Here is a 23296-nt window from a genome sequence, read left to right as displayed (position 1 = left end):
CCGCCTTGCCCCTTGACGGGTCCCGATGAAAACGGGACAGAAGGCGCATGGCATCTGGAAAGCTTCATATTGATCTGGGCGCGATTGTCGCCAATTGGCACGCCCTTGACGGCCTGACCAACGCGAAAACGGCCGCGGTGGTGAAGGCAGACAGCTATGGCTTGGGCGCAGGGCGCGTGGCCCCTGCCTTGGCCCGCGCAGGCGCTGACACATTCTTTGTGGCAATTGCCGAAGAAGGCGCGGCACTGCGCGCCGCCCTCACGAAGGCAGGTTTCCCACACGCCCGCATTTTCGTCTTTTCGGGTCACATGGCAGGTGATGACGCGCTGTTGCGGGATCACAATTTGATCCCCCTTTTGAATTCCGCCGATCAATTCCGCCGCCACCGCGATGCGGGCGACCTGCCCTATGGAATTCAACTTGATACAGGCATGAACCGCCTAGGCATGGAGGCGGCTGATTGGGCCGCCTTGCGCGATGAGGCCGAGCGCGGGCCCTGCCAGTTGATCATGAGCCATCTGGCCTGCGCTGATGAGCCTGATCACCCAGAAAATCCCGCGCAATTGGAAAATTTTTGCGCCATGACCGATGGCACGCATCACCCCCGTTCGCTCTCTGCCACGGGTGGCGTTCTTTTGGGCGAGGCTTATCATTTTGAGCTCACCCGCCCTGGGATTGGGCTTTATGGGGGGCTGCCCTTTGCGGATGCGACCCCCGTGGTGCGTCTCTCCCTGCCTGTCATCCAAGTGCGGCAAGTCGAGCCAGGCGAGTTTGTGGGCTATGGCGCGGGCTATCGCCCCAACAGCCCCCGCCAGATCGCAACCGTGGCCGCGGGATATGCCGATGGGTTGATCCGCGCGATGACGGGCAAAGCCGCAGTCTATGCAGGTGACACGCCCTGCCCGCTTGCGGGGCGGGTGTCGATGGATTTGATGGGGGTGGATGTCAGCGGGCTTGGGGCGGATGTGCCAGATCACCTAGACATTCTCTGCCCCGCACAAGGCGTGGATCAACTGGCGGATCATGCGGGCACGATCGGCTATGAAATCCTCACCTCGCTTGGCGCGCGCTATCAGCGTCACTATCAAAGGGGTTAGGGATGGCTGCACTCATTCTTGCACCGCTTGCCACGATTGGCCGCTCGGTTATGGGGCTGTTGGCGGGTGTGGGGCGCGTCAGCATTTATGCAGGAGCGACTGTCTCGCACCTATTTCGTCCGCCATTTTACCCGCGCGAGTTCCTGATCCAACTGATGCAAATTGGGTTTTTATCCCTGCCTGTGGTCGGCCTGACCGCCCTGTTTACGGGCGGGGCCTTGGCGCTGCAAATCTATTCAGGCGGCGCGCGATTTAATGCCGAAGCGGTTGTCCCCTCGATTGTGGCCATCGGCATGGTGCGCGAACTTGGGCCTGTTTTGGGGGGCCTCATGGTTGCGGGCCGCGTGGCGGCTGCGATTGCCGCCGAGATTGGCACGATGAAAGTGACCGAACAGATTGATGCGTTGGTCACGCTTTCGACCAACCCGCTCAAATATCTGACCCTACCCCGGGTTTTAGCCGCGACCCTGTCTTTGCCGCTTTTGGTGGCGATTGGGGACAGTATCGGGATTTTCGGCGGCTATTTGGTCGGCACAACGCGGCTTGGGTTCAACGCTGCCAATTACATTCAGAACACCGTTGATTTTCTCGAAGCTTGGGATGTCATCTCGGGCATGATCAAGGGGGCGGTCTTTGGCTTTATCGTGGCCATGATGGGCTGCTATCATGGGATGAATTCAGGCAAAGGGGCCGCGGGTGTGGGCCGCGCCACAACCAATGCGGTGGTCTCGGCCTCTATCCTTATTTTGGCGTCAAACTACATTCTGACAGAGGTGTTTTTCAGCGCATGATTACCCTGTCCGATGTCCATAAATCCTTTGGCCCCAAGCAGGTCTTGCGCGGCGTGAACCTCGAGGTTCCCAAAGGCGAAAGCATGGTCATTATTGGCGGCTCTGGCACGGGCAAATCGGTTTTGCTGAAATCGGTTTTGGGTCTTGTGCGCCATGACATTGGGATGATCCTGCTTGACGGCGAGGATGTCACCCGCGCCGCGCGTGACCCGTTTTTGGCCCGCTTTGGGATGCTGTTCCAAGGTGCGGCTCTGTTTGACAGTCTGCCGGTATGGCAGAACGTGGCCTTTCGTCTGATGCGCGGCCATCTTAAGCGGCCAAAATCAGAGGCGCGCGAGATCGCGATTGAAAAATTGCGCCGTGTGGGGCTGAAGCCCGATGTCGCTGACCTTTACCCGTCTGAATTATCAGGAGGCATGCAAAAGCGCGTAGGCCTCGCCCGCGCCATTGCAGCGGAGCCTGAAATTATCTTTTTTGACGAGCCAACCACAGGGCTTGATCCGATCATGTCGGGCGTGATCAATGATTTGATCCGCGAAATCGTGGTTGAGATGGGTGCAACCGCCATGACCATCACCCATGATATGTCCTCGGTGCGCGCGATTGCCGATAAAATCGCCATGCTGCATGACGGAGTGATCCAATGGACAGGTCCCGTGGCGGATATGGACAGCGCCGATGACCCCTATTTGCGCCAGTTTATCACAGGCTCTGCCGATGGCCCGATTGAGGCGGTGCGCTAAGGCGCAGCATACTCTGGCCAAAGCGCGCGACCCGCGCTAATCCTGTGCCATGGCAAAACCTATAACCCAATTTATCTGCGGCCAATGCGGCACGGTTCATAAAAAATGGATCGGACGTTGCGATGGCTGTGGCGAGTGGAACACGATTGTTGAGGAGGCCCCGCTTTCGGCAGGCCCCGCCAAATCGGGCTTGGGTGCAGGCAAGGGGCGCAAAATGGCGCTTATGGATTTGGCCAGCCAAGAGGCCCCGCCACCGCGCCACCCTTCAGGCTTGGCGGAATTGGATCGTGTTCTTGGTGGCGGGCTTGTGCCGGCCTCTGCGCTGCTCTTGGGGGGGGATCCGGGCATCGGGAAATCAACCCTGTTGTTGCAAGCTGCGGCCAGTTTCGCGGCCAAGGGCCTGTCGGTTGTTTATGTCTCGGGCGAGGAGGCCAGCGCACAGGTGCGCATGCGCGCGCAACGTCTGGGTCTGGGCGCAGCCCCGATGGCCTTGGCGGCAGAAACCAATTTGCGCGATATTCTGACCACTTTGGACGAAACCCGCCCCGATTTGGTGATTATCGATTCCATCCAAACCATGTGGCTTGACACAGTCGACAGCGCACCTGGATCTGTCAGCCAAGTGCGCGCCGCAGCACATGAATTGGTTACCTTCGCCAAACGGCGTGGGGTCAGCGTGATCCTGGTGGGCCATGTCACCAAAGATGGCCAAATTGCGGGGCCGCGCGTGGTCGAACATATGGTCGATTGCGTGCTATATTTTGAGGGCGAACGCGGTCATCAATTCCGCATTCTGCGCTCGGTCAAAAACCGCTTTGGCCCTGCGTGTGAGATTGGTGTTTTTGAAATGACCGGTGCGGGCCTCTCCGAGGTTGCAAACCCGTCTGCTCTGTTTCTCTCAGAGAATGAAACCGCCTCACCCGGATCGGCGGTCTTTGCAGGCATTGAGGGCACAAGACCCGTCTTGGTCGAAATCCAAGCCTTGGTCGCCCCCTCCCCGCTTGGTCAACCCCGCCGTGCGGTTGTGGGCTGGGACAGCGCACGGCTTGCCATGATCTTGGCGGTGCTTGAGGCCCGTGTGGGGATCGCCTTTGCGGGGCTTGATGTTTATCTCAACATCGCAGGCGGGTTGCGGATCACTGAACCTGCGGCTGATCTGGCGGTTGCTGCCGCCTTGCTAAGCGCGCGCGAGGATGCGGCGCTGCCACAAGGGTCGGTGATTTTTGGCGAATTAAGTCTATCTGGCGCGCTTCGGCCCGTGGCACAGGCGGAAAACAGGTTGAAAGAAGCGCAAAAACTTGGTTTCTCGACTGTGATCGCGCCAGAGGGCTGCAATTTTGGCTCGGTCGGGGGTGTTAAGCTGATGCAAATGGCGGATATGACGCGATTTGTGGGCGATATATTCGGCGCGGGCTAGCGCCAAAATAAGTGAGGGAGCGGGCGATGGATGGGTTCACGATGATTGACGGCATTGCAGGCGGGGTGATTTTCATCTCGGCCATCTTGGCCTATTCGCGCGGTTTTGTGCGGGAGGTCATGTCAATCTTGGGCTGGATCTCCGCCGCCATCGTGGCCTATTGGGCCGCACCTGAAGTGCGCCCACTGATCTCGGAAATTCCCTATATCGGGCCATATGTCGATGACAGCTGCGAATTGGGCATGATCTTGGGCTTTTCGGCAGCCTTTGCTGTGACGCTGATTGTAGTCTCGCTCTTCTCGCCGCTGTTTTCCTCGTTCATCCAGAAAACAAAGCTAGGCGGGTTTGACGCGGGTGCGGGTCTTTTCTTTGGCGTGCTGCGCGGTGTGGCCTTAGTGGCCGTGGCCTTGGTCGCCTATGACCGACTGGCAGGCAGCGACCCTGCAGCGGCAGTCGTGAACAGCCAAACCGCACAAATCTTTGCCTCGCTTACCACGCAAATCGACAGCGAAATCCCAAGCGATGCGCCGGGTTGGTTGATCGGTCGCTATGAGGGGCTGACCGCAGGATGCGTGGCCCCTGCCGCAGGCGACACGCAAAGCGCGCGCGCAATCCTATCCGTGCCCGCAGCGTAAGTGCGTGCCCGCGCCGCGTTGCGGTAAAATTATACGTGAATTTCGAGCGCAAATTGTGACGCATTCATGACAGCTAATAGGTGACAGCGCCGCGCCTTTGTCCTAGGTAAGACGTGCAACCGACTCGCCCATTTCCGTAGCTTTCGGCTATGACCGCAGGCAGGAGCCCGCCGATGCCCAGCAATTTTGCGTCCCCGCGCACCGCACAATTCCCCGCCCATCCCTTTGATCCCCTCTCTGATGATAAGCTGCGTGAAGAATGCGGCGTCTTTGGTGTGATCGGTGTGGCGGATGCCGCGAATTTTGTGGCCCTTGGCCTGCATGCGTTGCAACATCGCGGCCAAGAAGCGGGCGGGATAGTCAGCTATGACCCTGTCGAAGGGTTCAACTCGGCCCGCCGTTTCGGATATGTGCGCGATAATTTTACCAATGCCAGTGTGATGGGCACGCTGCCAGGTGCGCTTGCAATCGGCCATGTGCGTTATTCCACGGCAGGCAATAAGGGCAACACGGCAATTCGTGATGTGCAGCCCTTTTTTGGCGAATTCGCCATGGGTGGGGCCGCGATTGCGCATAATGGAAATATCGTCAACGCCGATGAACTGCGCCGCGAATTGATTGAACGCGGGTCCATCTTCCAATCCTCATCGGACAGTGAGTGCATCATTCACCTGATGGCGCGCAGCTATCAGAAAAATATCCCCGAGCGTATGAAAGACGCGCTGCGCCGCGTAGAGGGCGCGTTTTCGGTTGTGGCCATGACGCGCACAAAATTGATGGGTGTGCGCGACCCACTTGGGGTGCGCCCCTTGGTATTGGGCAAGATCGGCGATGGTTACGCGCTTTCCTCCGAAACCTGTGCGCTTGATATCATCGGCGCCGAATTCGTGCGCGAGATCAAGCCCGGTGAGATGGTCGTCATCACCGCGCAGGGCATCGAAAGCTATATGCCCTTCGAGCAGCGCAAATCGCGCTTTTGCATTTTCGAACATGTCTATTTCTCGCGCCCCGACAGTATTTTGGGCGGGCGGTCAGTATATGAAACACGCCGCCAGATTGGCGTGGAATTGGCGCGTGAAGCCCCTGTTGAGGCAGATCTCGTCTGCCCCGTGCCCGATAGTGGCACGCCTGCGGCCATCGGGTTTGCCCATGAAAGCGGCATCCCGTTTGGCATGGGGATCATCCGCAACCAGTATATGGGCCGCACTTTTATCGAACCCACCGAACAGATCCGCAATATGGGTGTGCGTCTTAAGCTGAACATCAACCGCGCCTTGATTGAAGGCAAGCGGGTGATCTTGGTAGATGACAGCGTTGTGCGCGGCACCACCTCGCAAAAGATCAAAGAAATGATTTTGGACGCAGGCGCGGCCGAGGTGCATTTCCGCATCGCCTCTCCGCCTACAGCATGGCCTTGTTTTTACGGGGTGGACACGCCACAGCGCGACAAGCTTCTTGCGGCGACAATGAGCGCCGAAGAAATGCGCGCCCATCTGGGTGTGGACAGCCTGCGCTTTATCTCGCTTGATGGGCTCTATCGTGCCGTGGGTGAGGCCAAGGGCCGTGATCCCAAAAACCCCACCTATTGCGATGCCTGTTTCTCAGGCGAATATCCTGTGCGCCCCACAGACCAAATCGCCAAAGGTTTTGCCATGAACGAACCCGCCGCCGCTGAATAAACGGCACCATGGCACAAAAGAAAAAGGCCGCTCCGAAGAGCGGCCTTTTTCTTTAGACCTTTACTGCAGATCAGCGGACCGCTTTGCGCAAGTTAAACGCACCCGCCACAATCAAAGCTGCCAAAAGCGCCTTGACCACATCACCCGCGATGAAGGGCGCCATCCAGCCAGAGAGCAAGGTTGAAGGCTCAACCCCCATGACCAAGGCAGGCCATGCAAGGCCGGGGACATAAAGCGCGGCCGAAGCAACCAGTGCCGCAGCAAAGCCAAGGATTGGCTTACGCGCCATGCCACGATCCGCAGCCAAACCCGCGATATAAGCCATCACAACAAAGCCCAGAAGGAAACCACCGGTAGGCCCAAACATATAGGCAAAACCTGCACCGCCATTGGCGAACACAGGCAGCCCCATCGCGCCCTCAACTAAATAGGCCACAAGTGCCGCAACGCCCAAACGCGCGCCCAAGGCGAAAGCAACGGTCAGGATTGCTAAGGTTTGTAGCGTCATTGGAAGGGGGAACATCGGCACCGAGATTTGCGCCGCAATCGCAATCACAAGCGAGCCCGCCAAGACCAATGCCGCTTTTTGCGCAAGGCTTGTGGGAGTGGTCAGGGATTTGGTTAGAAAGTCAGAACGGCTCATAAATCGGGCTCCTCAAAGGTTCTGGGGAATTCGCGTTTAAGCTGTTTTCCGCTTGCAGCACGGCAAAGTCAAGCAAAGAGCACGCAAATTATCCACAGCCACCGCAAATCAGGAGCGGCAAAAAACCCTGCTTGCCAAATCGCTGCTTTCACCCCATGTGGGAGGCATGGAAAAGATTTTGTCAGGTAAAATCGCCCTCGTCACAGGGGCATCGCGCGGAATTGGGGCAGCCTCGGCGGAATGGTTGGCCGCTCGCGGCGCTCATGTCATTGCCGTTGCCCGCACCACGGGCGCTTTGGAAGAATTGGATGACCGCATCCAAGCCAAAGGCGGGCAAGCCACGCTTGCCCCCATGGATATTACCACCGATGCTGCAATGGCGCATTTGTGCCGTTCGATTTATGATCGATGGGGGCGCGCCGATATTTGGGTGCATGCGGCCTTTCACGCAACCGCGCTGACCCCTGCCCCGCATATCACGGAAAAAGACCTTGATCGGGCCATCGGCACCAATATCCGCGCAGTATCGCGTTTGATCACCATGATCGCGCCATTGATTGAGCCGTCTGATGACCCGCATGCCGTTTTCTTTGACGATACATGGGACGCGAAATTCGCAGGCACCTATGGTATGAGCAAGGCCGCCACCCGCGCCTTGGTGCAAAACTGGCAAACCGAGACGGAAAAGCACGGGCCGAACGTGCATCTGTTGCATCCAAAGCCCATGCCAACCGCGTTGCGCGCACGGTTTTATCCTGGTGAAGATCGGGAAGGGTTGGCAAAGCCCAGTGACGAAGCCGAACGGCTGTTACAACCGATCTTCGGCTAAAAGCCGAAGGTCAGCTAATCTTTATCGTAATCTTCTTCGTCCTCGACCGCAGCCGCTTTGGCCTTCGGGGCCACAGGCGTGGGACGGGGCGCTTCAACCTCAGGCATTTCTTCGATACGATCTGCCAAGGCTTCGGCGCGGGCGGCAAGCTCGGCCAACCCATCCACCACTTGCGCAGGGATGACCGCCACCTCTGCCGGCGGCTTCGCTGCTTCAAGATCTGCGATTTTCATCTGCGATTTGCGCAAAAGATCCTCAGCCTTGGCCAGCGTCTCCTCCATCGCCCTGATTTTGGCTTGCGCGGCCTCAAGCTCATCGGTTTTGGCAAGGGTTTTATCGGCCAAAAGCAGACCCGCCATCAGCAACATCCGTTCCGCAGGCAACCGACCGATCTGACCCGAGACCACAGAGGCCTCGGTGTCCAACATTTTCGCCGCCGCTTTGAGAAGGGGTTCCTCGCCCTCTTGGCAGGCGACTGGGAAATTACGGCCACCGATGGTAATCGTTACATCAGGCATTACGCGCCCCCTTCTTCGGTCACGGTATCAATCTCGGCCAAAATTTGCGCCAATTCTTGGGCATCGGCGGCGCGCTGCGCCTTGAGCGCACGAATTTCCGCCAAAAGACCAGATTGCAGCAATTCGCGATCAAAATTCCCTTCGGGCGCCTCGCGCAACTCTTCCAAGGTCTCTTGCAGCCTTTCGATTGTTGCGCGCAATTCGCCCAATGTGCTGTCCGTCATCTGAGCACCCCGATCCTCGAGCGCATCGCGCGCGGCATCACGCTCATCGCGGGCCTCGTTGCGTTCTCCGCGCAAGCGCGCGGCGCGCATCCGCAGGATTTGCACCTCACTCTCGCCCGTGGCTTCAGGTATTTGGACGGCATCAGATGCGGCCGCTGCTTGGGTGGTAGATTGGGCAAGGTCAGATTTCAGCTGCTCAACCTCGGCACGGGCGGCTGCCAATTCGGCCTTGAGCGCATCCCGCGTGGCCTCGGCCTCAGCGGCCCGCAATTCGGCTCCATCCGTGCTGCCCTGCGCCTGAGCCTCCATCGCTTTAAGCCGTGCCGCCAGATCCAATCGCGTGCGCTGCTCTAGCGCCAATTCCTCGCGCAGATCGGACAGTTCATCCGAGGACGCAGTGCGGTTTGCGAGGGCGCGGGCCTTTCCCATCGCCGCATCAATCCGCGCAAGCGCAGCTGAGAGGCGCGCCTCAAGCTGATCGACTTTTTCAATGGCCAAAGGATCGCTCATTTTGCCTCCCCCAATTGCGGGCGTTTGGATCGCCTCATGAAACATTTACGCGGCAGTCGTATCACGCAGACCATGTCAGATCGTGCGGGCCGAATCTGAACCCCTGCGACACATTATGATCCAATTTCGGGAGTTTGGCAGGATTTCTTGATCTAAGGCAACCCTTGCGTCTTTAGCGACCAATAGGATTTGGGCGTGGGCTTCGGGCTTGAACTTTGGTCACGCCCTGCTAAACCCGTGCGCGTTAACGCTCGCACAAGCACTCCCGCAGCCCTCTTCTAGGACATTGATATGGATCTTTCTGCACTTGCCGCCCGCAATCCTGACCATTGGCGCCGCGCCGCCTGTATCCGCACGCTTGCCCTTGACGGGGTGGCCGCCGCGAATTCGGGCCATTCTGGTATGCCGATGGGGATGGCGGATGTTGCGACCGTGCTGTTTGACAAGCACCTCTCTTTTGACGCATCGGCCCCGAACTGGCCAAATCGTGACCGCTTTATTCTGTCGGCGGGCCATGGCTCGATGCTGATCTATGCGCTGCTGTATCTCACGGGTTACAAGCAGATGACATTGGAGCAGATCAAGAATTTCCGTCAGCTGGGCGCCATCACAGCGGGCCATCCTGAATTTGGCCATGTCGAAGGGGTTGAGACGACCACAGGTCCCTTGGGGCAAGGGATTTCCAACGCAGTTGGCTTTGCCATGGCCGAGGAACATCTGCGCGCCACATGGGGCGCAAAGATTATGGATCACTACACCTATTGCATCGCGGGCGATGGCTGCCTGATGGAGGGCATCAGCCAAGAGGCTATCGGTCTTGCAGGGCGTCATGAACTCAGCCGCCTGATTGTGCTTTGGGATGACAATAACATCACCATCGATGGCACAGTCGATATGGCCTGCCGTGTGGATCAACGCGCCCGCTTTGCCGCCGCAGGGTGGGATGTGTTTGACTGCGACGGCCATGATGCCGCCGATATCGACCGCGCGATCACGGCCGCCAAGGCAAGCTCGCGCCCTGCAATGGTGGCTTGCAAAACCCATATCGCAATCGGCTCTGCCGCGCAGGACACCCCCAAGGGCCACGGCGCATTGACCGACCCAAAAGTGGTGGCTGACACGAAGGCCGCCTATGGCTGGACGCATGGGGCCTTTGAAATCCCTGCCGATCTCAAAAACTGGTGGAAAGCTGTCGGCGCAAAAGGCGCCACCGCGCGCGCCCAATGGGAAGCCCGTCTTGCCGCCCTGCCCGCCGCCAAACAGGCCGAGTTTACCCGCACCTTTGCAGGCGAGGTTCCCGCGAAATTGGGCAATGCGCTGCGCCGCTATAAAAAATCCCTCGCGGATGAGGCGCCCAAAGTGGCGACCCGCAAGGCCAGTGAAATGGCCCTTGCCGTGATCAACCCGATCATGAAGGAAACCTTGGGCGGCTCTGCGGATTTGACGGGGTCGAACAATACCAAAACGGGCGATATGGGGATTTTCACCCCCGAGAACCGCAAAGGGCGCTATGTCCATTACGGCATCCGCGAGCATGGCATGGCGGCAGCGATGAACGGTATGGCGCTGCATGGGGGCGTGCGCCCCTATGGCGGGACATTCTTTACCTTTACCGATTACGCGCGCCCCTCGATGCGACTTTCCGCTTTGATGGGGATTAACGTGGTCTATGTGATGACCCATGACAGCATCGGCGTTGGCGAGGATGGCCCAACCCACCAACCTGTTGAGCATCTCGCCATGATGCGCGCCACGCCAAATTGCCTTGTGATGCGCCCTGCCGATGCGGTGGAAACCGCGGAATGTTGGGAAATCGCGCTGTCGCAACCAAACCGCCCCAGCGTGTTGGCCCTGACCCGTCAAAACCTGCCCACGTTGCGCAGAAAACATGTCTCGCGCAATTTGGCCGCCCAAGGGGCCTATGTTTTGGCCGAGGCCGAAGGCAAGCGTCAGGTGATCTTGATGGCAACAGGGTCGGAAGTCGAAATTGCCATGGCGGCCCGCGACAAGTTGCAGGCCGAAGGTATCGGAACACGGGTTGTCTCGGTGCCGTCTATGGAACTCTTTGCCGAGCAAGACGAAGCCTATCGCAAGCGCGTTCTACCTGCAGGGCCCGTGCGCATTGCGGTTGAGGCCGCTGTGCGTCAGCCTTGGGATCGCTGGTTGTTGGGCGAGCGTGGTCGTGAGGCCAAGGCGGGCTTTGTTGGGATGAACAGCTTTGGCGCTTCTGCCCCTGCTGAAGTTCTCTACGAGCATTTCGGCATCACCGCAGAGGCGGTCGAGGCCGAGGTCAAAGCGCGCCTTTAAGCACAGAACCTAAGAAACAAAATCGGGCGTGTGGGGGCCTCCTACACGCCCTTTTTCTTTGGGAAAAGTGGCAGGATCACCGCAACGAGCGGGATCAAACAGGCCCCAACACCCAAGCCCAAAATACCTGCGCCAAGGGCGAACACCGCCCACTCCACCACTCCGTGGGCCGCGGCCACAGCATCCGCTGCGACAAGGCTGAGGTGATGCAGCATCTCCTCTGGGGCGGGCCAGCCCAGTTGCGCGGCCCCGTGCAGAAGGATGGCGCCCCCCACCCACAGCATCGCCGCTGTGCCAATTCGGGTGAGCCACAGCAGGAAGCTGGGCATCGCGGCCACGACCCCCCGCCCCAGACGTTGTAAGGCGGGCGCGCGGTCGGTATGCGCCAAATGCAGCCCCACATCATCGGCCTTCACAATCAGGGCGACCGACCCATAGACCAAAGCGGTGATGCCGATCGCCACAAGGGCAAGCGCGAAACCCGCATAAATCAGGCTTGGCGCCTCAAGCGCCGAGAGCGCGATGGTCATGATTTCAGCGGAAAGGATGAAATCTGTTTTGATCGCACCTTTGACACGCGCCTCTTCTAAATGGGCGGGGTCGCTTGCCGCAGGATCGCGCGTCTCGGAATGCGGGCGAAAGGCATGAAGGATCTTTTCTGCCCCCTCATAACACAAATAAGCCCCCCCCATCATCAACAGGGGCGGAATCGTCCAAGGGGCGAATTGCGACAACAGGAGCGCCACAGGCAAAAGGATCACCAATTTATTGACAATCGAGCCGCGCGCGATCTTCCAGACAATCGGCAATTCACGCTCTGGCGAAAACCCTGTGAGATATTTGGGGGTGACGGCCGCGTCATCAATCACCGCGCCTGCGGCTTTTGCCCCCGCTTTGGCTGCTTGTGCCGCGATATCGTCCACGGAGGCCGCCGCAACCTTGGTCAAAGCCGCGACATCATCCAACAGCGCCAATAATCCGCTCATCCACCCCAATCCTTTTGCACCCAACAGCCGCCCTTAGCATAGCGGCGCAGCATGTTCGCGCAACCGTTCGCGCTAACATCGGGTGTTTTCGCTAACATTTTGAAAATTAGTCATTTTTTCCTTGGGGATCGGGCGCGGCTTTTGTATGCGGTCAAGCAAGAGCGCAAATCGGATTGGAGACAAGATCATGACCATCACCCTTGGCATCAATGGATTTGGCCGCATCGGGCGGTGCACACTTGCCCATATCGCAGAGGCGGCACGCAACGATGTGCAAGTGGTCAAAATCAACGCGACTGGCCCGCTTGAGATCAATGCGCATCTTCTAAAATATGACAGCGTGCATGGCCGTTTTGGCGGCGAGGTGCGCCTGACCGAGGACACAATGGATTTAGGCCAAGGCCCGATCAAAGTCTTTTCCACCTACGACCCACAAGAGTTGGATTGGGAGGGCTGCGATGTCGTTCTTGAATGCACAGGCAAGTTCAACAATCGTGACGCGGCCGCAGTCCATTTGACCCGCGGCGCAAAGCGGGTCTTGGTCTCGGCCCCCGCGAAACAAGCCGATAAAACCATCGTCTATGGTGTGAACCACCGCGATCTGCGCGAAGATCATCATGTCGTCTCGAACGGGTCTTGCACCACGAATTGCTTGGCCCCTTTGGCAAAAGTGCTGAATGAGGCGATTGGTATTGAGCGCGGGATCATGACCACGATCCACAGCTACACGGGCGATCAGCCCACGCTAGACCGCCGCCATTCCGATCTTTACCGCGCGCGTGCTGCCGCTATGGCGATGATCCCCACATCAACTGGCGCTGCAAAAGCGCTGAAAGAAGTTCTGCCTGAACTCGAAGGTCGGTTGGATGGCACGGCCATGCGGGTTCCAACCCCGAATGTATCTTGCGTTGATCTGACCTTTGAGGCGGGGCGCGATACATCGGTGGAGGAGGTTAACCAAATCATGCGCGATGCGGCCGAGGGCCATATGCGCATCGTCCTGGCCTATGACCCAGAACCCAAGGTTTCGATTGATTTCAATCACACCACGCATAGCTCGATTTTTGCGCCAGATCAGACAAAGGTCATCGGTGGGCGCACGGTTCGTGTTTTGGCATGGTATGACAATGAATGGGGATTTTCGGCGCGTATGGCGGATGTCTCTGCTGCCATGGGGCGCCTGATCGCCTAAACCCCCGTCCTAGGTCACGACTTTTTATAAAACCCAGCCATGATGCATGGCAGGGTTTTTGCTTTTTCATCCCCTGAACGGCCTAAACCCAAGTTATAATGCCCCCAACCAGAGATCGAACTCTCCGATTTATAACCCGCGTCCAATGGCGATCGGGGCGATTTCCTCACAAATCCTGTCTCACAAGGCCGCCACAAACAGGTGGGCCGTTCACCACAGCAGAAAGGAAATCCACATGTCTTTTATGAAAACATCGACCTTTGTCGCAGCACTGGCCCTGACCACCGCCCTGCCTTTGGCGGCACAGGCCTCTGGCTATGAGCGTCTGACCGAAGAGCAGCGTGCAAACATTTGATCCATATCCTCGATAAAATGGCGTTCTGGCGCTAGAGATCCCCTTTCCTTTTCGCAGCTAAGGGACTATACCACCCGCAACTGTTACCGCTAACAATGCCATGCTTGGCGCACTGGAGGGGATTATGGCTGTTAAAGTTGCCATTAATGGGTTTGGTCGGATTGGACGCAACGTGCTGCGCGCGATCATCGAGTCGGGCCGCACCGATATTGAGGTGGTCGCAATCAATGATCTGGGGCCTGTTGAAACCAACGCGCATCTTTTGCGTTTTGACAGCGTGCATGGCCGCTTTCCCGCCGAAGTGAAAACAACCGAGACGACCATTGACGTGGGGCGCGGCCCAATTGAGGTCACCGCCATTCGTAACCCCGCTGAATTGCCATGGGGTCACATTAATATCGTCTTGGAATGCACGGGCATTTTCACCGACCGCGACAAGGCCGCCGTGCATCTTGAAAACGGGGCTTCGCGTGTCTTGGTTTCGGCCCCTTCAAAAGGGGCGGATAAGACCATCGTTTACGGGGTCAACCACGGCACATTGACGAAGGACGACATCATCGTCTCGAACGCCTCTTGCACCACGAACTGCCTTAGCCCTGTGGCCTTCGCGATCCACAATGCCATCGGCATTTCGCGCGGCTTTATGACAACTATCCACAGCTACACGGGCGATCAGCCGACCTTGGACACGATGCACAAGGACCTCTATCGCGCCCGCGCCGCCGCGATGAGCATGATCCCCACCTCAACAGGGGCCGCGCGCGCCGTTGGTTTGGTTTTGCCCGAATTGAATGGCAAGCTGGACGGGGTCGCAATTCGCGTGCCGACACCGAATGTCTCGGTTGTTGATCTGACCTTTGAGGCGGCCCGCGCCACATCAGTTGAAGAAATCAACGAGGCAGTGATCGAGGCGGCCAATGGCCCGCTTAAGGGAATTTTGGGCGTGACGGATCAGCCTAATGTCTCGATGGATTTTAATCATGATCCCCGCTCCTCGATCTTCCATTTGGATCAGACCAAAGTGATGGATGGCAATATGTGCCGCGTTCTGAGTTGGTATGATAATGAATGGGGCTTCTCAAACCGCATGGCCGATACGGCCGTGGCGATGGGAAAACTAATCTAAAGACAAAAAGGCGCGGAACACCGCGCCTTTTTCTTTGCCAAAAAATTGACCTTTTTGCTGGAAAAGTCTAGCGCAAGGATGACTGTATTTCCCAAATATCGGAGGCCGCAAATGGCGTGGAACACCTTGGATGATCTCGATCTTGCGGGCAAAACGGTGCTGACCCGTGTCGACATCAACGTGCCGATGGAAAATGGCCGCGTCACCGATGCGACACGGATTGAGAAGATCATCCCCACGATCCGCGACATCCGCACGAAAGGTGGCCGCGTGGTTCTTTTGGCCCATTTTGGCCGCCCGAAAGGGCGCCCCGTTCCAGAAATGAGCCTAGCGCAACTGACGCCTGCCCTTGAGGCCGCGCTGGGGCATGAGGTAATTTTCATCGAAACCCCAAGCCGCGCCGCGATTGAGGCAACCCCCACGGATGCTGTGATCTTGGTTGAGAACACTCGCTTTTCTCCGATGGAGGAGGCAAACGATCCGCAAATGGCGCAATTCCTTGCAGGGCTTGGTGACATTTACTGCAATGACGCTTTTTCAGCGGCGCATCGGGCGCATGCCTCAACCGAAGGGGTCGCGCATTTGCTGCCCTCTTGCGCGGGCCGCCTGATGGCTGCGGAATTGGCCGCATTGGAAGCCGCACTTGGCACCCCTGCCCGCCCTGTTATGGCCGTTGTTGGCGGGGCAAAAGTCTCGACCAAGCTGGATCTTCTGCACAATCTGGTTAGTAAGGTGGATCGCCTCGTAATCGGGGGCGGCATGGCCAATACGTTTTTGGCGGCACAGGGCCATGATGTCGGCGCGTCTTTGTGCGAACATGATCTGGCGCAAACGGCGCGCGACATTTTGGATCACGCAAAAACCACGGGTTGTGCCATCATTTTGTCAAACGATGTGGTCATTGCCCGCGAATTCAAATCGGGTGCTGCGCATGAGGTGGTTGCAAGCACGGCCGTGCCCAAGGATGCAATGATTTTGGATGCAGGCCCGAACAGCGTGGCCGCCATCATTGGCCAGATTGAAACTTCAAAAACCTTGATCTGGAACGGCCCGCTTGGCGCCTTTGAACTTAGCCCCTTTGACGCGGCCACGAACGCGGCCGCACAAGCGGCGGCACAGGCCACCAAAACAGGCCATCTGATTTCTGTCGCAGGCGGCGGGGATACGGTCGCGGCCCTCAATAAATCGGGCGCGGCGGAGCATTTCACCTATATCTCAACCGCAGGCGGCGCCTTTCTTGAATGGATGGAGGGTAAAACCCTCCCAGGTGTTGCGGCGCTTGGGGTCTGACCCCCTAAATTTAGTGCTATAAATATCTGACTCTAAATATAAAAAAAATCGAATCAGAGGGATTCCCTTTTCGATTGGGATATGCGAATCTTCCCGCACGATATCGGCACAAACTCAAAGAATGCCGAATTGATGAGGCAGTAACGCATGTCGAAGACACGCAAACTTTCCCTTGCGGGAGCAGTTCTTCAGATCACGCTGATTTTGGTCGGTGGGTATTTTGGGCTTGTCGCGATCCAAGGGGACTCGGGCCTGTTCGAGCGCATCCAAATCGAAGCGGAAGCCGATGAGCTGCGTCTCGAATTGGCGGCGTTGCAGGCTGAAACGGCCCATCTTGAGACGCTGACACGGCGCATGTCCGACACGTTCCTTGACCTTGACCTTCTGGATGAGCAAGCCCGCGAAATCCTCGGCTATCTGCGCGCGGATGAGATCGTCCTGCGTTAAGGCAAAAAAACCCCCTCAACCGCCGCATTCTGCCTTGCCCCTATGGGATGGGCTTCTTAACACTATGGCGAGATCGGATAAAAATAGGGGAGATCACCATGCGCACCAAAGCAGCCGTAGCCCTAAAAGCGGGCGAACCATTGACCGTGATGGAGGTCGAATTGGACGGCCCGAAGGCGGGCGAGGTCTTGGTGGAAATAAAAGCCACAGGCATTTGCCATACGGATGAATTTACCCGCTCGGGCGCGGACCCTGAGGGGATTTTCCCTGCTATTCTTGGCCATGAAGGTGCAGGCATTGTGGTTGAGGTGGGCAAAGGCGTGACCACCCTGAAACCTGGTGATCATGTGATCCCCCTCTATACGCCTGAATGTCGGCAATGTGCATCCTGCCGCTCAGGCAAGACCAACCTTTGCACCGCCATTCGCAACACCCAAGGTCAAGGGCTGATGCCTGATGGCACAACACGGTTTAAGATGCTCGATGGCACGCCGATTTATCACTATATGGGCTGCTCAACCTTCGCCAATCACACAGTGCTGCCCGAGATCGCCTTGGCCAAAGTGCGCGATGACGCGCCGTTTGACAAAATCTGCTATATTGGCTGCGGCGTGACCACGGGTATTGGCGCGGTGATCAACACCGCAGGGGTCGAGATCGGGTCAACCGCCGCCGTGTTTGGCCTTGGCGGCATCGGCTTGAACGTCATTCAAGGCCTGCGCATGGCGGGTGCAGATATGATCATCGGCGTTGATCTCAATGATGGCAAAGAGGAGATGGCGCGCAAATTCGGCATGACCCATTTCATCAACCCGTCAAAAATCGAAGGCAGCGTTGTGCAGGAGATTGTAAACCTCACCAAGCGCGGCGATGACCAGATCGGTGGCGTGGATTATTCCTTTGACGCTACAGGCAATGTCAAAGTGATGCGCGATGCATTAGAATGCAGCCACCGCGGGTGGGGTGTTTCCGTCATCATCGGCGTTGCCCCCGCAGGGACCGAGATCAGCACGCGGCCCTTCCAACTTGTGACAGGGCGCGTCTGGAAAGGCACGGCCTTTGGCGGCGCGAAAGGGCGCAGCGATGTGCCAAAATTTGTCGATTGGTATATGGATGGTAAGATCGAAATTGATCCGATGATCACCCATAAATTGACACTAGATCAAATCAATGAGGGATTTGATTTGATGCATGCGGGCAAATCCATCCGCGCGGTGGTGGAATTCTGATGCAGGTGATCAGCGAGAATCGTGCATTTGGCGGCAAGCAAATTGTCGCCAAACATCTCTCAGATGCGTGCAACTGCGGAATGACCTTTGCCGTTTATCTGCCACCACAGGCAGAAGACGGGCCTGTACCCGTGTTGTATTATTTGTCAGGTCTGACCTGCACGCATGAGAATGCCATGACCAAAGCGGGCGCCCAAGCATGGGCGGCAGAGTATGGCATTGCCGTGGTCTTTCCCGACACGAGCCCGCGTGGCGAAGGCGTTGCCAATGACGAGGCCTATGATCTGGGCCAAGGCGCAGGGTTCTATGTCAATGCGACCGAAGCCCCTTGGGCTGCACATTTTAAGATGTCGGATTACATCGCAGAAGAATTGCCGGCCTTGATTGATGCGGAATTCCCCATTGACGGCACCCGCGCAGGCATCACGGGCCATTCAATGGGCGGGCATGGGGCGCTGACGCTTGCCATGACCTACCCTGATCGGTTCAAAAGCCTTTCTGCCCTTGCACCAATCGCCAACCCGACCCAATCAGATTGGGGGAAAAAGCAGCTTGCCGCCTATTTGGGGCCAGATCAGGGCCAATGGGCCGCGCATGACGCAAGTCTTTTGTTGGCTACACAGGGCTATCCAAGTGACATCTTGATTGACCAAGGCGGCGCAGATCAATTCCTTGAGCTACTACGCCCTGCCAGTTTGGCCCACGCCATGACAGAACGCGCACAGCCCCATGTGATGCGGATGCATGAGGGCTATGATCACAGCTATTTCTTTGTGGCCTCCGTGATCGAAGATCACATTCGTTGGCATGCTGAACGGCTGTAAAAATAGCAGAAATTTGCGCAAAAACCCTTAGGCTGAATTCCCCCTACCCTTTCCCCTGACTTTTGTGATAAAGAATAGTTCAACGTTAAACTATTCTTTCGAATGGGAGGGCCCAAGGATATGGCCGCGAAACGATCGACCCCCGCATCGAGCGGAAAAACCAAAGCGAAATCAAATGTTTCGCCTGATGAATTGAAAAAATTCTATCGCGAAATGTTGCTGATCCGCAGATTCGAAGAAAAAGCAGGTCAGCTTTACGGCATGGGTTTGATCGGTGGTTTTTGCCATCTCTATATTGGGCAAGAGGCGGTTGTTGTCGGCCTAGAGGCCGCGGCCAGCGAAGGCGACAAGCGGATCACCTCCTATCGCGACCATGGCCATATGCTGGCCTGCGGGATGGATGCCAAGGGTGTTATGGCCGAATTGACGGGCCGCATCGGGGGCTATTCCAAGGGCAAGGGCGGCTCGATGCATATGTTCTCGAAAGAGAAACATTTCTACGGCGGCCACGGCATCGTGGGCGCGCAAGTGCCATTGGGTGCGGGTCTGGCCTTCTCGGACAAATATCGCGGCAATGATCGCGTCACCTTTGCCTATTTCGGCGATGGTGCAGCCAACCAAGGTCAGGTCTACGAGACTTATAACATGGCCGAGCTGTGGTCGCTGCCTGTTGTTTTTGTGATTGAGAACAACCAATACGCGATGGGCACCTCAGTGCAGCGCTCAACAAAATCCCCAAGCCTATGGGAGCGCGGCGCGGCCTATGGGATCGCGGGCGAAGAGGTTGACGGGATGGATGTTCTGGCGGTCAAAGATGCGGGGCAACGCGCCGTTGCCTACTGCCGCGCTGGCAAAGGCCCTTACATTCTTGAGGTCAAAACCTATCGCTATCGCGGACATTCGATGTCTGACCCTGCGAAATATCGCACCCGCGAAGAAGTGCAGGAAATGCGCGAAAAGCGCGATGCGATTGAACATGTTCGCCAATTGTTGCTGACGGGCGGTCACGCCTCTGAGGACGACCTCAAGGCGATTGATAAAGAAATCAAAGACATCGTGAATGAGGCCGCCGAATTCTCCAAAGAAAGCCCTGAGCCACCTTTGGATGAATTGTGGACAGATATTTACGCGGACGCGTGAGCGGAAGGAGAGGATAAACCAATGGCAACCGAAATTTTGATGCCCGCCCTTTCGCCAACGATGGAAGAAGGCACTTTGGCCAAATGGCTGATTAAGGAAGGCGACACCGTGCAAGCGGGTGATATTCTCGCCGAGATTGAAACCGACAAGGCCACGATGGAATTCGAGGCGGTCGATGAAGGCGTGATCGGCAAGATCCTTGTGGCTGAGGGCACCGAAGGGGTGAAGGTGAACACCGCCATCGCCATCATCGGCGAAGCGGGCGAAGATATGAGCGCGACCCCTGCGGCAGCCTCCCCCGCCCATGCGGCCCCCGTTGCAGAAGTGGCACCTGCCGCACCTGTGGCTGCGGCCCCTGCGGCGCCCGTGGCAGATCAAAGCCCCGATTGGCCCGAAGGCACGCCGATGAAAACGCAAACCGTGCGCGAAGCGTTGCGCGATGCCATGGCCGAAGAAATGCGCGGCAATGACAATGTGTTCTTGATGGGCGAAGAGGTCGGTGAATATCAAGGTGCCTATAAGATCAGCCAAGGTTTGTTGGATGAGTTCGGCGCAAAGCGCGTGATCGACACCCCCATTACCGAGCATGGCTTTGCAGGGATCGCGGTTGGTGCGGCCTTTGGCGGGCTGAACCCAATCGTGGAATTCATGACCTTTAACTTTGCCATGCAGGCGATTGACCAGATCATCAACTCGGCGGCAAAGACGCTTTATATGTCAGGCGGTCAGATGGGCTGTCCTATCGTGTTCCGTGGCCCGAACGGCGCCGCCGCCCGCGTGGGCGCACAGCACAGCCAAGATTACGCCGCATGGTATGCGCATATTCCAGGCCTGAAGGTGGTGCAGCCTTATACCGCCGCAGATGCCAAGGGCCTTTTGAAACAGGCCATCCGAGATCCGAACCCCGTGATCTTCCTTGAGAATGAAATTCTCTACGGCAAAACCTTTGAGGTGCCAGATCTGCCCGATTTCACCATTCCGTTTGGCAAGGCAAAAATTGCCCGTGCAGGGGATGATGTGACCCTCGTGTCCTTCGGGATCGGCATGACATACGCCATGGAGGCCGCCGAACGTCTGGCCGCCGAAGGCATTTCTGCTGAGGTGATCGACCTGCGCACATTGCGCCCCTTGGATTACGGCACGGTTTTGGCCTCCGTCCAAAAAACCAACCGCTGCGTGACGATCGAAGAAGGTTTCCCTGTGGCCTCCATCGGCAATCACATCTCGGCATATCTGATGCAGAACGCGTTTGATTATCTCGATGCGCCTGTGATCAATTGCACGGGCAAAGATGTGCCAATGCCCTATGCGGCGAACCTTGAGAAAGTGGCCCTTGTCACCACCGATGAAGTGGTCGCAGCGGTCAAATCCGTAACCTATCGCTAAGGAGGGGCTGATTATGGCAACCGAAATTCTAATGCCTGCCCTGTCGCCCACAATGGAAGAGGGTACATTGGCGAAATGGTTGGTCAAAGAGGGTGACACTGTGCAAGCAGGCGACCTCTTGGCCGAGATTGAAACCGACAAGGCCACGATGGAATTCGAGGCCGTGGATGAAGGCGTGATTGGCAAAATCCTTGTGGCTGAGGGCACCGAAGGGGTGAAGGTCAACACCGTCATCGCCATTATTGGTGAGGCGGGCGAGGATATGAGCGCGGCACCCGCCGCAGCGGCCCCTGCCTCTGCGGCATCTGCACCCGCAGCCCAAGCAGCCCCAGCCACACCTGCAACCCCCACCCCTGCACCTGCGGCCCCCAAGGCGGAGGGCGCACGGGTTTTTGCCTCACCGCTTGCGCGGCGGATTGCGGCGGAAAAGGGCATCGACCTGACCAAAGTGAAGGGCACAGGTCCACATGGGCGGATCGTGAAGGCCGATGTCGAAAGCGGCAAGGCGGTTGCATCTGCCCCTGCGGCGACAGCGGCACCTGCGCAAAGCGCGCCCGCTCTGCCCGCCTCGCCCGGTGCAGATCAGATCAAGAAAATCTACGAAGGCCGCGATTATGAAGAAGTGGCTTTGGATGGGATGCGCAAAACTGTTGCCGCCCGCCTCACAGAAGCCAAGCAAACCATCCCGCATTTCTATCTGCGCCGCGACATTCGGATCGACAATTTACTTGCCTTCCGCGGCCAGCTGAACGCGCAATTGGCGGCGCGGGATGTCAAGCTTTCGGTCAATGATTTCATCATCAAGGCCTGCGCCCTTGCCCTGCAGGAAGTGCCAGATGCCAATGCGGTTTGGGCGGGGGATCGTATCCTCAAGCTGAAACCGTCTGATGTTGCGGTGGCCGTGGCAATTGAAGGTGGGCTGTTCACGCCTGTCCTCAAAGATGCGGATCAAAAATCCCTGTCGCGCTTGTCGGCTGAGATGAAGGATCTGGCCGCACGCGCGCGGTCTAAGAAACTCGCCCCGCATGAATATCAGGGCGGCAGTTTCGCAATTTCCAATTTGGGTATGTTCGGGGTCGATAATTTCGATGCCGTTATCAACCCACCCCATGGCGCAATCTTGGCGGTTGGTGCAGGGGTGAAAAAGCCTGTCGTCAGCGAGGATGGCGCGGTGCAAGTGGCGACTGTGATGTCGGTCACGCTTTCCGTGGATCACCGCGCGATTGATGGCGCACTTGGGGCAGAATTACTGGCCTCCATTGTGCGCAATCTGGAAAACCCAATGGCGATGCTGGCCTAACAGCCCGCAACATTCGGATAAGGGCGCGCAGGGAGAAAGCCTTGCGCGCCTTTTTATTTGGGCAAAGTAATCTCGCGCCATGCGGCAGGGGGCAGGTCACCCAAAACCCAATCCCCGATTTGCCATCGAACAAGCCGCAAAACAGGCAACCCCACATGGGCGCACATCCGCCGCACTTGGCGGTTGCGTCCCTCAGTAATGGTGAGGCGCAGCCAATGATCTGGAACAGTTTGACGATAACGCACAGGCGGCACACGCGGCCAGAGCCAGTCAGGCTCGGCCACCTGCGCAACCTCGGCAGGGCGTGTTGGCCCGTCTTTTAGCGTAATCCCTGCGCGCAATGCGGCAACGGCATCGGGGTTTGGCGCGCCCTCTACCATCGCATAATAGGTCTTCGGCAATTTGGCGGCAGGGCTTGTGATCTGCGCTTGCAGTCGGCCATCATTGGTCAGCAGCAGCAGCCCTTCGCTGTCGCGATCCAACCGCCCCGCAGGATAAAGGCCAGGCAGATCCAAATAATCCGAAAGCCCCCGCCAATGACCATCGGGCGAAAATTGGCTTAGGACATCCATAGGCTTGTTAAAAGCCACAAGCCGCCTTGGCCCCTCAAGCGTCTTGCGGGGGCGCG

The 23296-nt window shown here is 57.6% G+C and carries 22 protein-coding genes; 17 read left to right on the top strand and 5 right to left on the bottom strand.

All coding sequences use genetic code 11. The features are described from left to right. Nucleotides 1–47: 47 nt before the first annotated feature. The 6 genes from alr to purF all read left to right on the top strand — a co-directional run bounded on the left by alr (nucleotide 48) and on the right by purF (nucleotide 6362). A complete protein-coding gene (gene alr, locus AAC632_RS08190; protein WP_340296997.1) occupies nucleotides 48–1097 on the top strand; it encodes an alanine racemase in 1050 nt (349 codons plus the stop codon). Nucleotides 1098–1099: 2 nt separating this feature from the next. Beyond that, entirely contained in the window at nucleotides 1100–1888 is a 789-nt protein-coding gene (locus AAC632_RS08185; protein WP_340260915.1) for an MlaE family ABC transporter permease, read from the top strand. Beyond that, a complete protein-coding gene (locus AAC632_RS08180) occupies nucleotides 1885–2631 on the top strand; it encodes an ABC transporter ATP-binding protein (protein ID WP_340296999.1) in 747 nt (248 codons plus the stop codon). The genes AAC632_RS08185 and AAC632_RS08180 overlap by 4 nt, the downstream gene beginning before the upstream one ends. Before the next feature lie 49 nt (nucleotides 2632–2680). Further along, nucleotides 2681–4048, top strand: a complete 1368-nt coding sequence (gene radA, locus AAC632_RS08175) for a DNA repair protein RadA (RefSeq protein WP_340297001.1) — start codon at nucleotides 2681–2683, stop codon at nucleotides 4046–4048. 26 nt (nucleotides 4049–4074) lie between these two features. Next, nucleotides 4075–4683, top strand: coding sequence for a CvpA family protein (locus tag AAC632_RS08170; protein ID WP_340297003.1), 609 nt, complete (start codon nucleotides 4075–4077; stop codon nucleotides 4681–4683). 173 nt (nucleotides 4684–4856) lie between these two features. Then, entirely contained in the window at nucleotides 4857–6362 is a 1506-nt protein-coding gene (purF, locus tag AAC632_RS08165; protein ID WP_340297005.1) for an amidophosphoribosyltransferase, read from the top strand. A gap of 70 nt (nucleotides 6363–6432) precedes the next feature. Here the strand turns inward: purF and AAC632_RS08160 are convergent, their stop codons facing one another. Then, nucleotides 6433–7005 carry a biotin transporter BioY gene (locus AAC632_RS08160; RefSeq protein ID WP_340297007.1) on the bottom strand — a complete coding sequence of 191 codons (573 nt, stop codon included), beginning with the start codon at nucleotides 7003–7005 and terminating at the stop codon, nucleotides 6433–6435. A 166-nt stretch (nucleotides 7006–7171) separates the two neighbouring features. Here AAC632_RS08160 and AAC632_RS08155 point away from each other — a divergent pair, with 166 nt between their 5' ends. Further along, a complete protein-coding gene (locus AAC632_RS08155) occupies nucleotides 7172–7834 on the top strand; it encodes an SDR family NAD(P)-dependent oxidoreductase (protein WP_340297009.1) in 663 nt (220 codons plus the stop codon). A gap of 14 nt (nucleotides 7835–7848) precedes the next feature. Here the strand turns inward: AAC632_RS08155 and AAC632_RS08150 are convergent, their stop codons facing one another. Together AAC632_RS08150 and AAC632_RS08145 are read right to left on the bottom strand one after the other, a co-directional pair. Further along, entirely contained in the window at nucleotides 7849–8352 is a 504-nt protein-coding gene (locus AAC632_RS08150; RefSeq protein WP_340297011.1) for a cell division protein ZapA, read from the bottom strand. Then, on the bottom strand, nucleotides 8352–9086 hold the full coding sequence (locus tag AAC632_RS08145) for a hypothetical protein (RefSeq protein WP_340297012.1): 735 nt from the start codon (nucleotides 9084–9086) through the stop codon (nucleotides 8352–8354). The genes AAC632_RS08150 and AAC632_RS08145 overlap by 1 nt, the downstream gene beginning before the upstream one ends. A 291-nt stretch (nucleotides 9087–9377) precedes the next feature. Here AAC632_RS08145 and tkt point away from each other — a divergent pair, with 291 nt between their 5' ends. Next, nucleotides 9378–11393 (top strand): transketolase, encoded by a 2016-nt coding sequence (tkt, locus tag AAC632_RS08140; protein WP_340297014.1) that lies wholly within the window; start codon nucleotides 9378–9380, stop codon nucleotides 11391–11393. A 41-nt stretch (nucleotides 11394–11434) separates the two neighbouring features. On the opposite strand, the gene AAC632_RS08135 is transcribed toward tkt, so the two are convergent. Beyond that, nucleotides 11435–12379 carry a DUF808 domain-containing protein gene (locus AAC632_RS08135; protein WP_340297016.1) on the bottom strand — a complete coding sequence of 315 codons (945 nt, stop codon included), beginning with the start codon at nucleotides 12377–12379 and terminating at the stop codon, nucleotides 11435–11437. A 187-nt stretch (nucleotides 12380–12566) separates the two neighbouring features. Here AAC632_RS08135 and gap (AAC632_RS08130) point away from each other — a divergent pair, with 187 nt between their 5' ends. The 9 genes from gap (AAC632_RS08130) (at nucleotide 12567) to AAC632_RS08090 (ending at nucleotide 22668) form a co-directional block, all read left to right on the top strand. Further along, complete coding sequence (gap, locus tag AAC632_RS08130; RefSeq protein WP_340297018.1) at nucleotides 12567–13571, top strand: type I glyceraldehyde-3-phosphate dehydrogenase; 1005 nt, start codon at nucleotides 12567–12569, stop codon at nucleotides 13569–13571. Nucleotides 13572–14050: 479 nt separating this feature from the next. Beyond that, the gene (gap, locus tag AAC632_RS08125; protein ID WP_340297020.1) at nucleotides 14051–15052 is read left to right on the top strand and encodes a type I glyceraldehyde-3-phosphate dehydrogenase; all 1002 of its coding nucleotides are present in this window, start codon (nucleotides 14051–14053) and stop codon (nucleotides 15050–15052) included. 111 nt (nucleotides 15053–15163) lie between these two features. After that, complete coding sequence (locus AAC632_RS08120) at nucleotides 15164–16342, top strand: phosphoglycerate kinase (RefSeq protein WP_340297022.1); 1179 nt, start codon at nucleotides 15164–15166, stop codon at nucleotides 16340–16342. A 147-nt stretch (nucleotides 16343–16489) separates the two neighbouring features. Further along, a complete protein-coding gene (locus AAC632_RS08115) occupies nucleotides 16490–16789 on the top strand; it encodes an FtsB family cell division protein (RefSeq protein ID WP_340297024.1) in 300 nt (99 codons plus the stop codon). A 98-nt stretch (nucleotides 16790–16887) separates the two neighbouring features. Beyond that, on the top strand, nucleotides 16888–18018 hold the full coding sequence (locus AAC632_RS08110; protein ID WP_340297026.1) for an S-(hydroxymethyl)glutathione dehydrogenase/class III alcohol dehydrogenase: 1131 nt from the start codon (nucleotides 16888–16890) through the stop codon (nucleotides 18016–18018). After that, complete coding sequence (gene fghA, locus AAC632_RS08105) at nucleotides 18018–18842, top strand: S-formylglutathione hydrolase (RefSeq protein WP_340297027.1); 825 nt, start codon at nucleotides 18018–18020, stop codon at nucleotides 18840–18842. Before AAC632_RS08110 ends, fghA begins: the two co-directional genes overlap by 1 nt. 120 nt (nucleotides 18843–18962) lie before the next feature. Then, on the top strand, nucleotides 18963–19982 hold the full coding sequence (gene pdhA / locus AAC632_RS08100) for a pyruvate dehydrogenase (acetyl-transferring) E1 component subunit alpha (RefSeq protein ID WP_340297028.1): 1020 nt from the start codon (nucleotides 18963–18965) through the stop codon (nucleotides 19980–19982). 21 nt (nucleotides 19983–20003) lie between these two features. Then, on the top strand, nucleotides 20004–21368 hold the full coding sequence (locus tag AAC632_RS08095) for a pyruvate dehydrogenase complex E1 component subunit beta (RefSeq protein ID WP_340297029.1): 1365 nt from the start codon (nucleotides 20004–20006) through the stop codon (nucleotides 21366–21368). A 13-nt stretch (nucleotides 21369–21381) separates the two neighbouring features. Beyond that, nucleotides 21382–22668 carry a pyruvate dehydrogenase complex dihydrolipoamide acetyltransferase gene (locus AAC632_RS08090; RefSeq protein WP_340297031.1) on the top strand — a complete coding sequence of 429 codons (1287 nt, stop codon included), beginning with the start codon at nucleotides 21382–21384 and terminating at the stop codon, nucleotides 22666–22668. 53 nt (nucleotides 22669–22721) lie between these two features. Here the strand turns inward: AAC632_RS08090 and AAC632_RS08085 are convergent, their stop codons facing one another. Next, a complete protein-coding gene (locus tag AAC632_RS08085) occupies nucleotides 22722–23258 on the bottom strand; it encodes a pseudouridine synthase (protein WP_340297032.1) in 537 nt (178 codons plus the stop codon). Between the last annotated feature and the right edge of the window lie 38 nt (nucleotides 23259–23296).

The organism is Roseobacter sp. HKCC-CH-9351, from assembly GCF_037830295.1.
Taxonomy (GTDB): domain Bacteria; phylum Pseudomonadota; class Alphaproteobacteria; order Rhodobacterales; family Rhodobacteraceae; genus M30B80.
The sequence above is the reverse complement of the archived record's forward strand: the minus strand, read 5'-3'. Positions and strand labels throughout refer to the sequence as shown.

Bases quoted from the DNA above. Each gene is read 5' to 3' on its own strand.
- AAC632_RS08170 (WP_340297003.1), top strand. From the start codon at position 4,075: ATGGATGGGTTCACGATGATTGACGGCATTGCAGGCGGGGTGATTTTC.
- fghA (WP_340297027.1), top strand. From the start codon at position 18,018: ATGCAGGTGATCAGCGAGAATCGTGCATTTGGCGGCAAGCAAATTGTC.
- AAC632_RS08155 (WP_340297009.1), top strand. From the start codon at position 7,172: ATGGAAAAGATTTTGTCAGGTAAAATCGCCCTCGTCACAGGGGCATCG.
- AAC632_RS08135 (WP_340297016.1), bottom strand. From the start codon at position 12,379: ATGAGCGGATTATTGGCGCTGTTGGATGATGTCGCGGCTTTGACCAAG.
- AAC632_RS08185 (WP_340260915.1), top strand. From the start codon at position 1,100: ATGGCTGCACTCATTCTTGCACCGCTTGCCACGATTGGCCGCTCGGTT.
- AAC632_RS08145 (WP_340297012.1), bottom strand. From the start codon at position 9,086: ATGAGCGATCCTTTGGCCATTGAAAAAGTCGATCAGCTTGAGGCGCGC.
- AAC632_RS08160 (WP_340297007.1), bottom strand. From the start codon at position 7,005: ATGAGCCGTTCTGACTTTCTAACCAAATCCCTGACCACTCCCACAAGC.
- AAC632_RS08115 (WP_340297024.1), top strand. From the start codon at position 16,490: ATGTCGAAGACACGCAAACTTTCCCTTGCGGGAGCAGTTCTTCAGATC.
- pdhA (WP_340297028.1), top strand. From the start codon at position 18,963: ATGGCCGCGAAACGATCGACCCCCGCATCGAGCGGAAAAACCAAAGCG.
- gap (WP_340297018.1), top strand. From the start codon at position 12,567: ATGACCATCACCCTTGGCATCAATGGATTTGGCCGCATCGGGCGGTGC.
- AAC632_RS08120 (WP_340297022.1), top strand. From the start codon at position 15,164: ATGGCGTGGAACACCTTGGATGATCTCGATCTTGCGGGCAAAACGGTG.
- AAC632_RS08150 (WP_340297011.1), bottom strand. From the start codon at position 8,352: ATGCCTGATGTAACGATTACCATCGGTGGCCGTAATTTCCCAGTCGCC.
- AAC632_RS08110 (WP_340297026.1), top strand. From the start codon at position 16,888: ATGCGCACCAAAGCAGCCGTAGCCCTAAAAGCGGGCGAACCATTGACC.
- AAC632_RS08180 (WP_340296999.1), top strand. From the start codon at position 1,885: ATGATTACCCTGTCCGATGTCCATAAATCCTTTGGCCCCAAGCAGGTC.
- purF (WP_340297005.1), top strand. From the start codon at position 4,857: ATGCCCAGCAATTTTGCGTCCCCGCGCACCGCACAATTCCCCGCCCAT.
- AAC632_RS08090 (WP_340297031.1), top strand. From the start codon at position 21,382: ATGGCAACCGAAATTCTAATGCCTGCCCTGTCGCCCACAATGGAAGAG.
- tkt (WP_340297014.1), top strand. From the start codon at position 9,378: ATGGATCTTTCTGCACTTGCCGCCCGCAATCCTGACCATTGGCGCCGC.
- gap (WP_340297020.1), top strand. From the start codon at position 14,051: ATGGCTGTTAAAGTTGCCATTAATGGGTTTGGTCGGATTGGACGCAAC.
- radA (WP_340297001.1), top strand. From the start codon at position 2,681: ATGGCAAAACCTATAACCCAATTTATCTGCGGCCAATGCGGCACGGTT.
- AAC632_RS08095 (WP_340297029.1), top strand. From the start codon at position 20,004: ATGGCAACCGAAATTTTGATGCCCGCCCTTTCGCCAACGATGGAAGAA.
- alr (WP_340296997.1), top strand. From the start codon at position 48: ATGGCATCTGGAAAGCTTCATATTGATCTGGGCGCGATTGTCGCCAAT.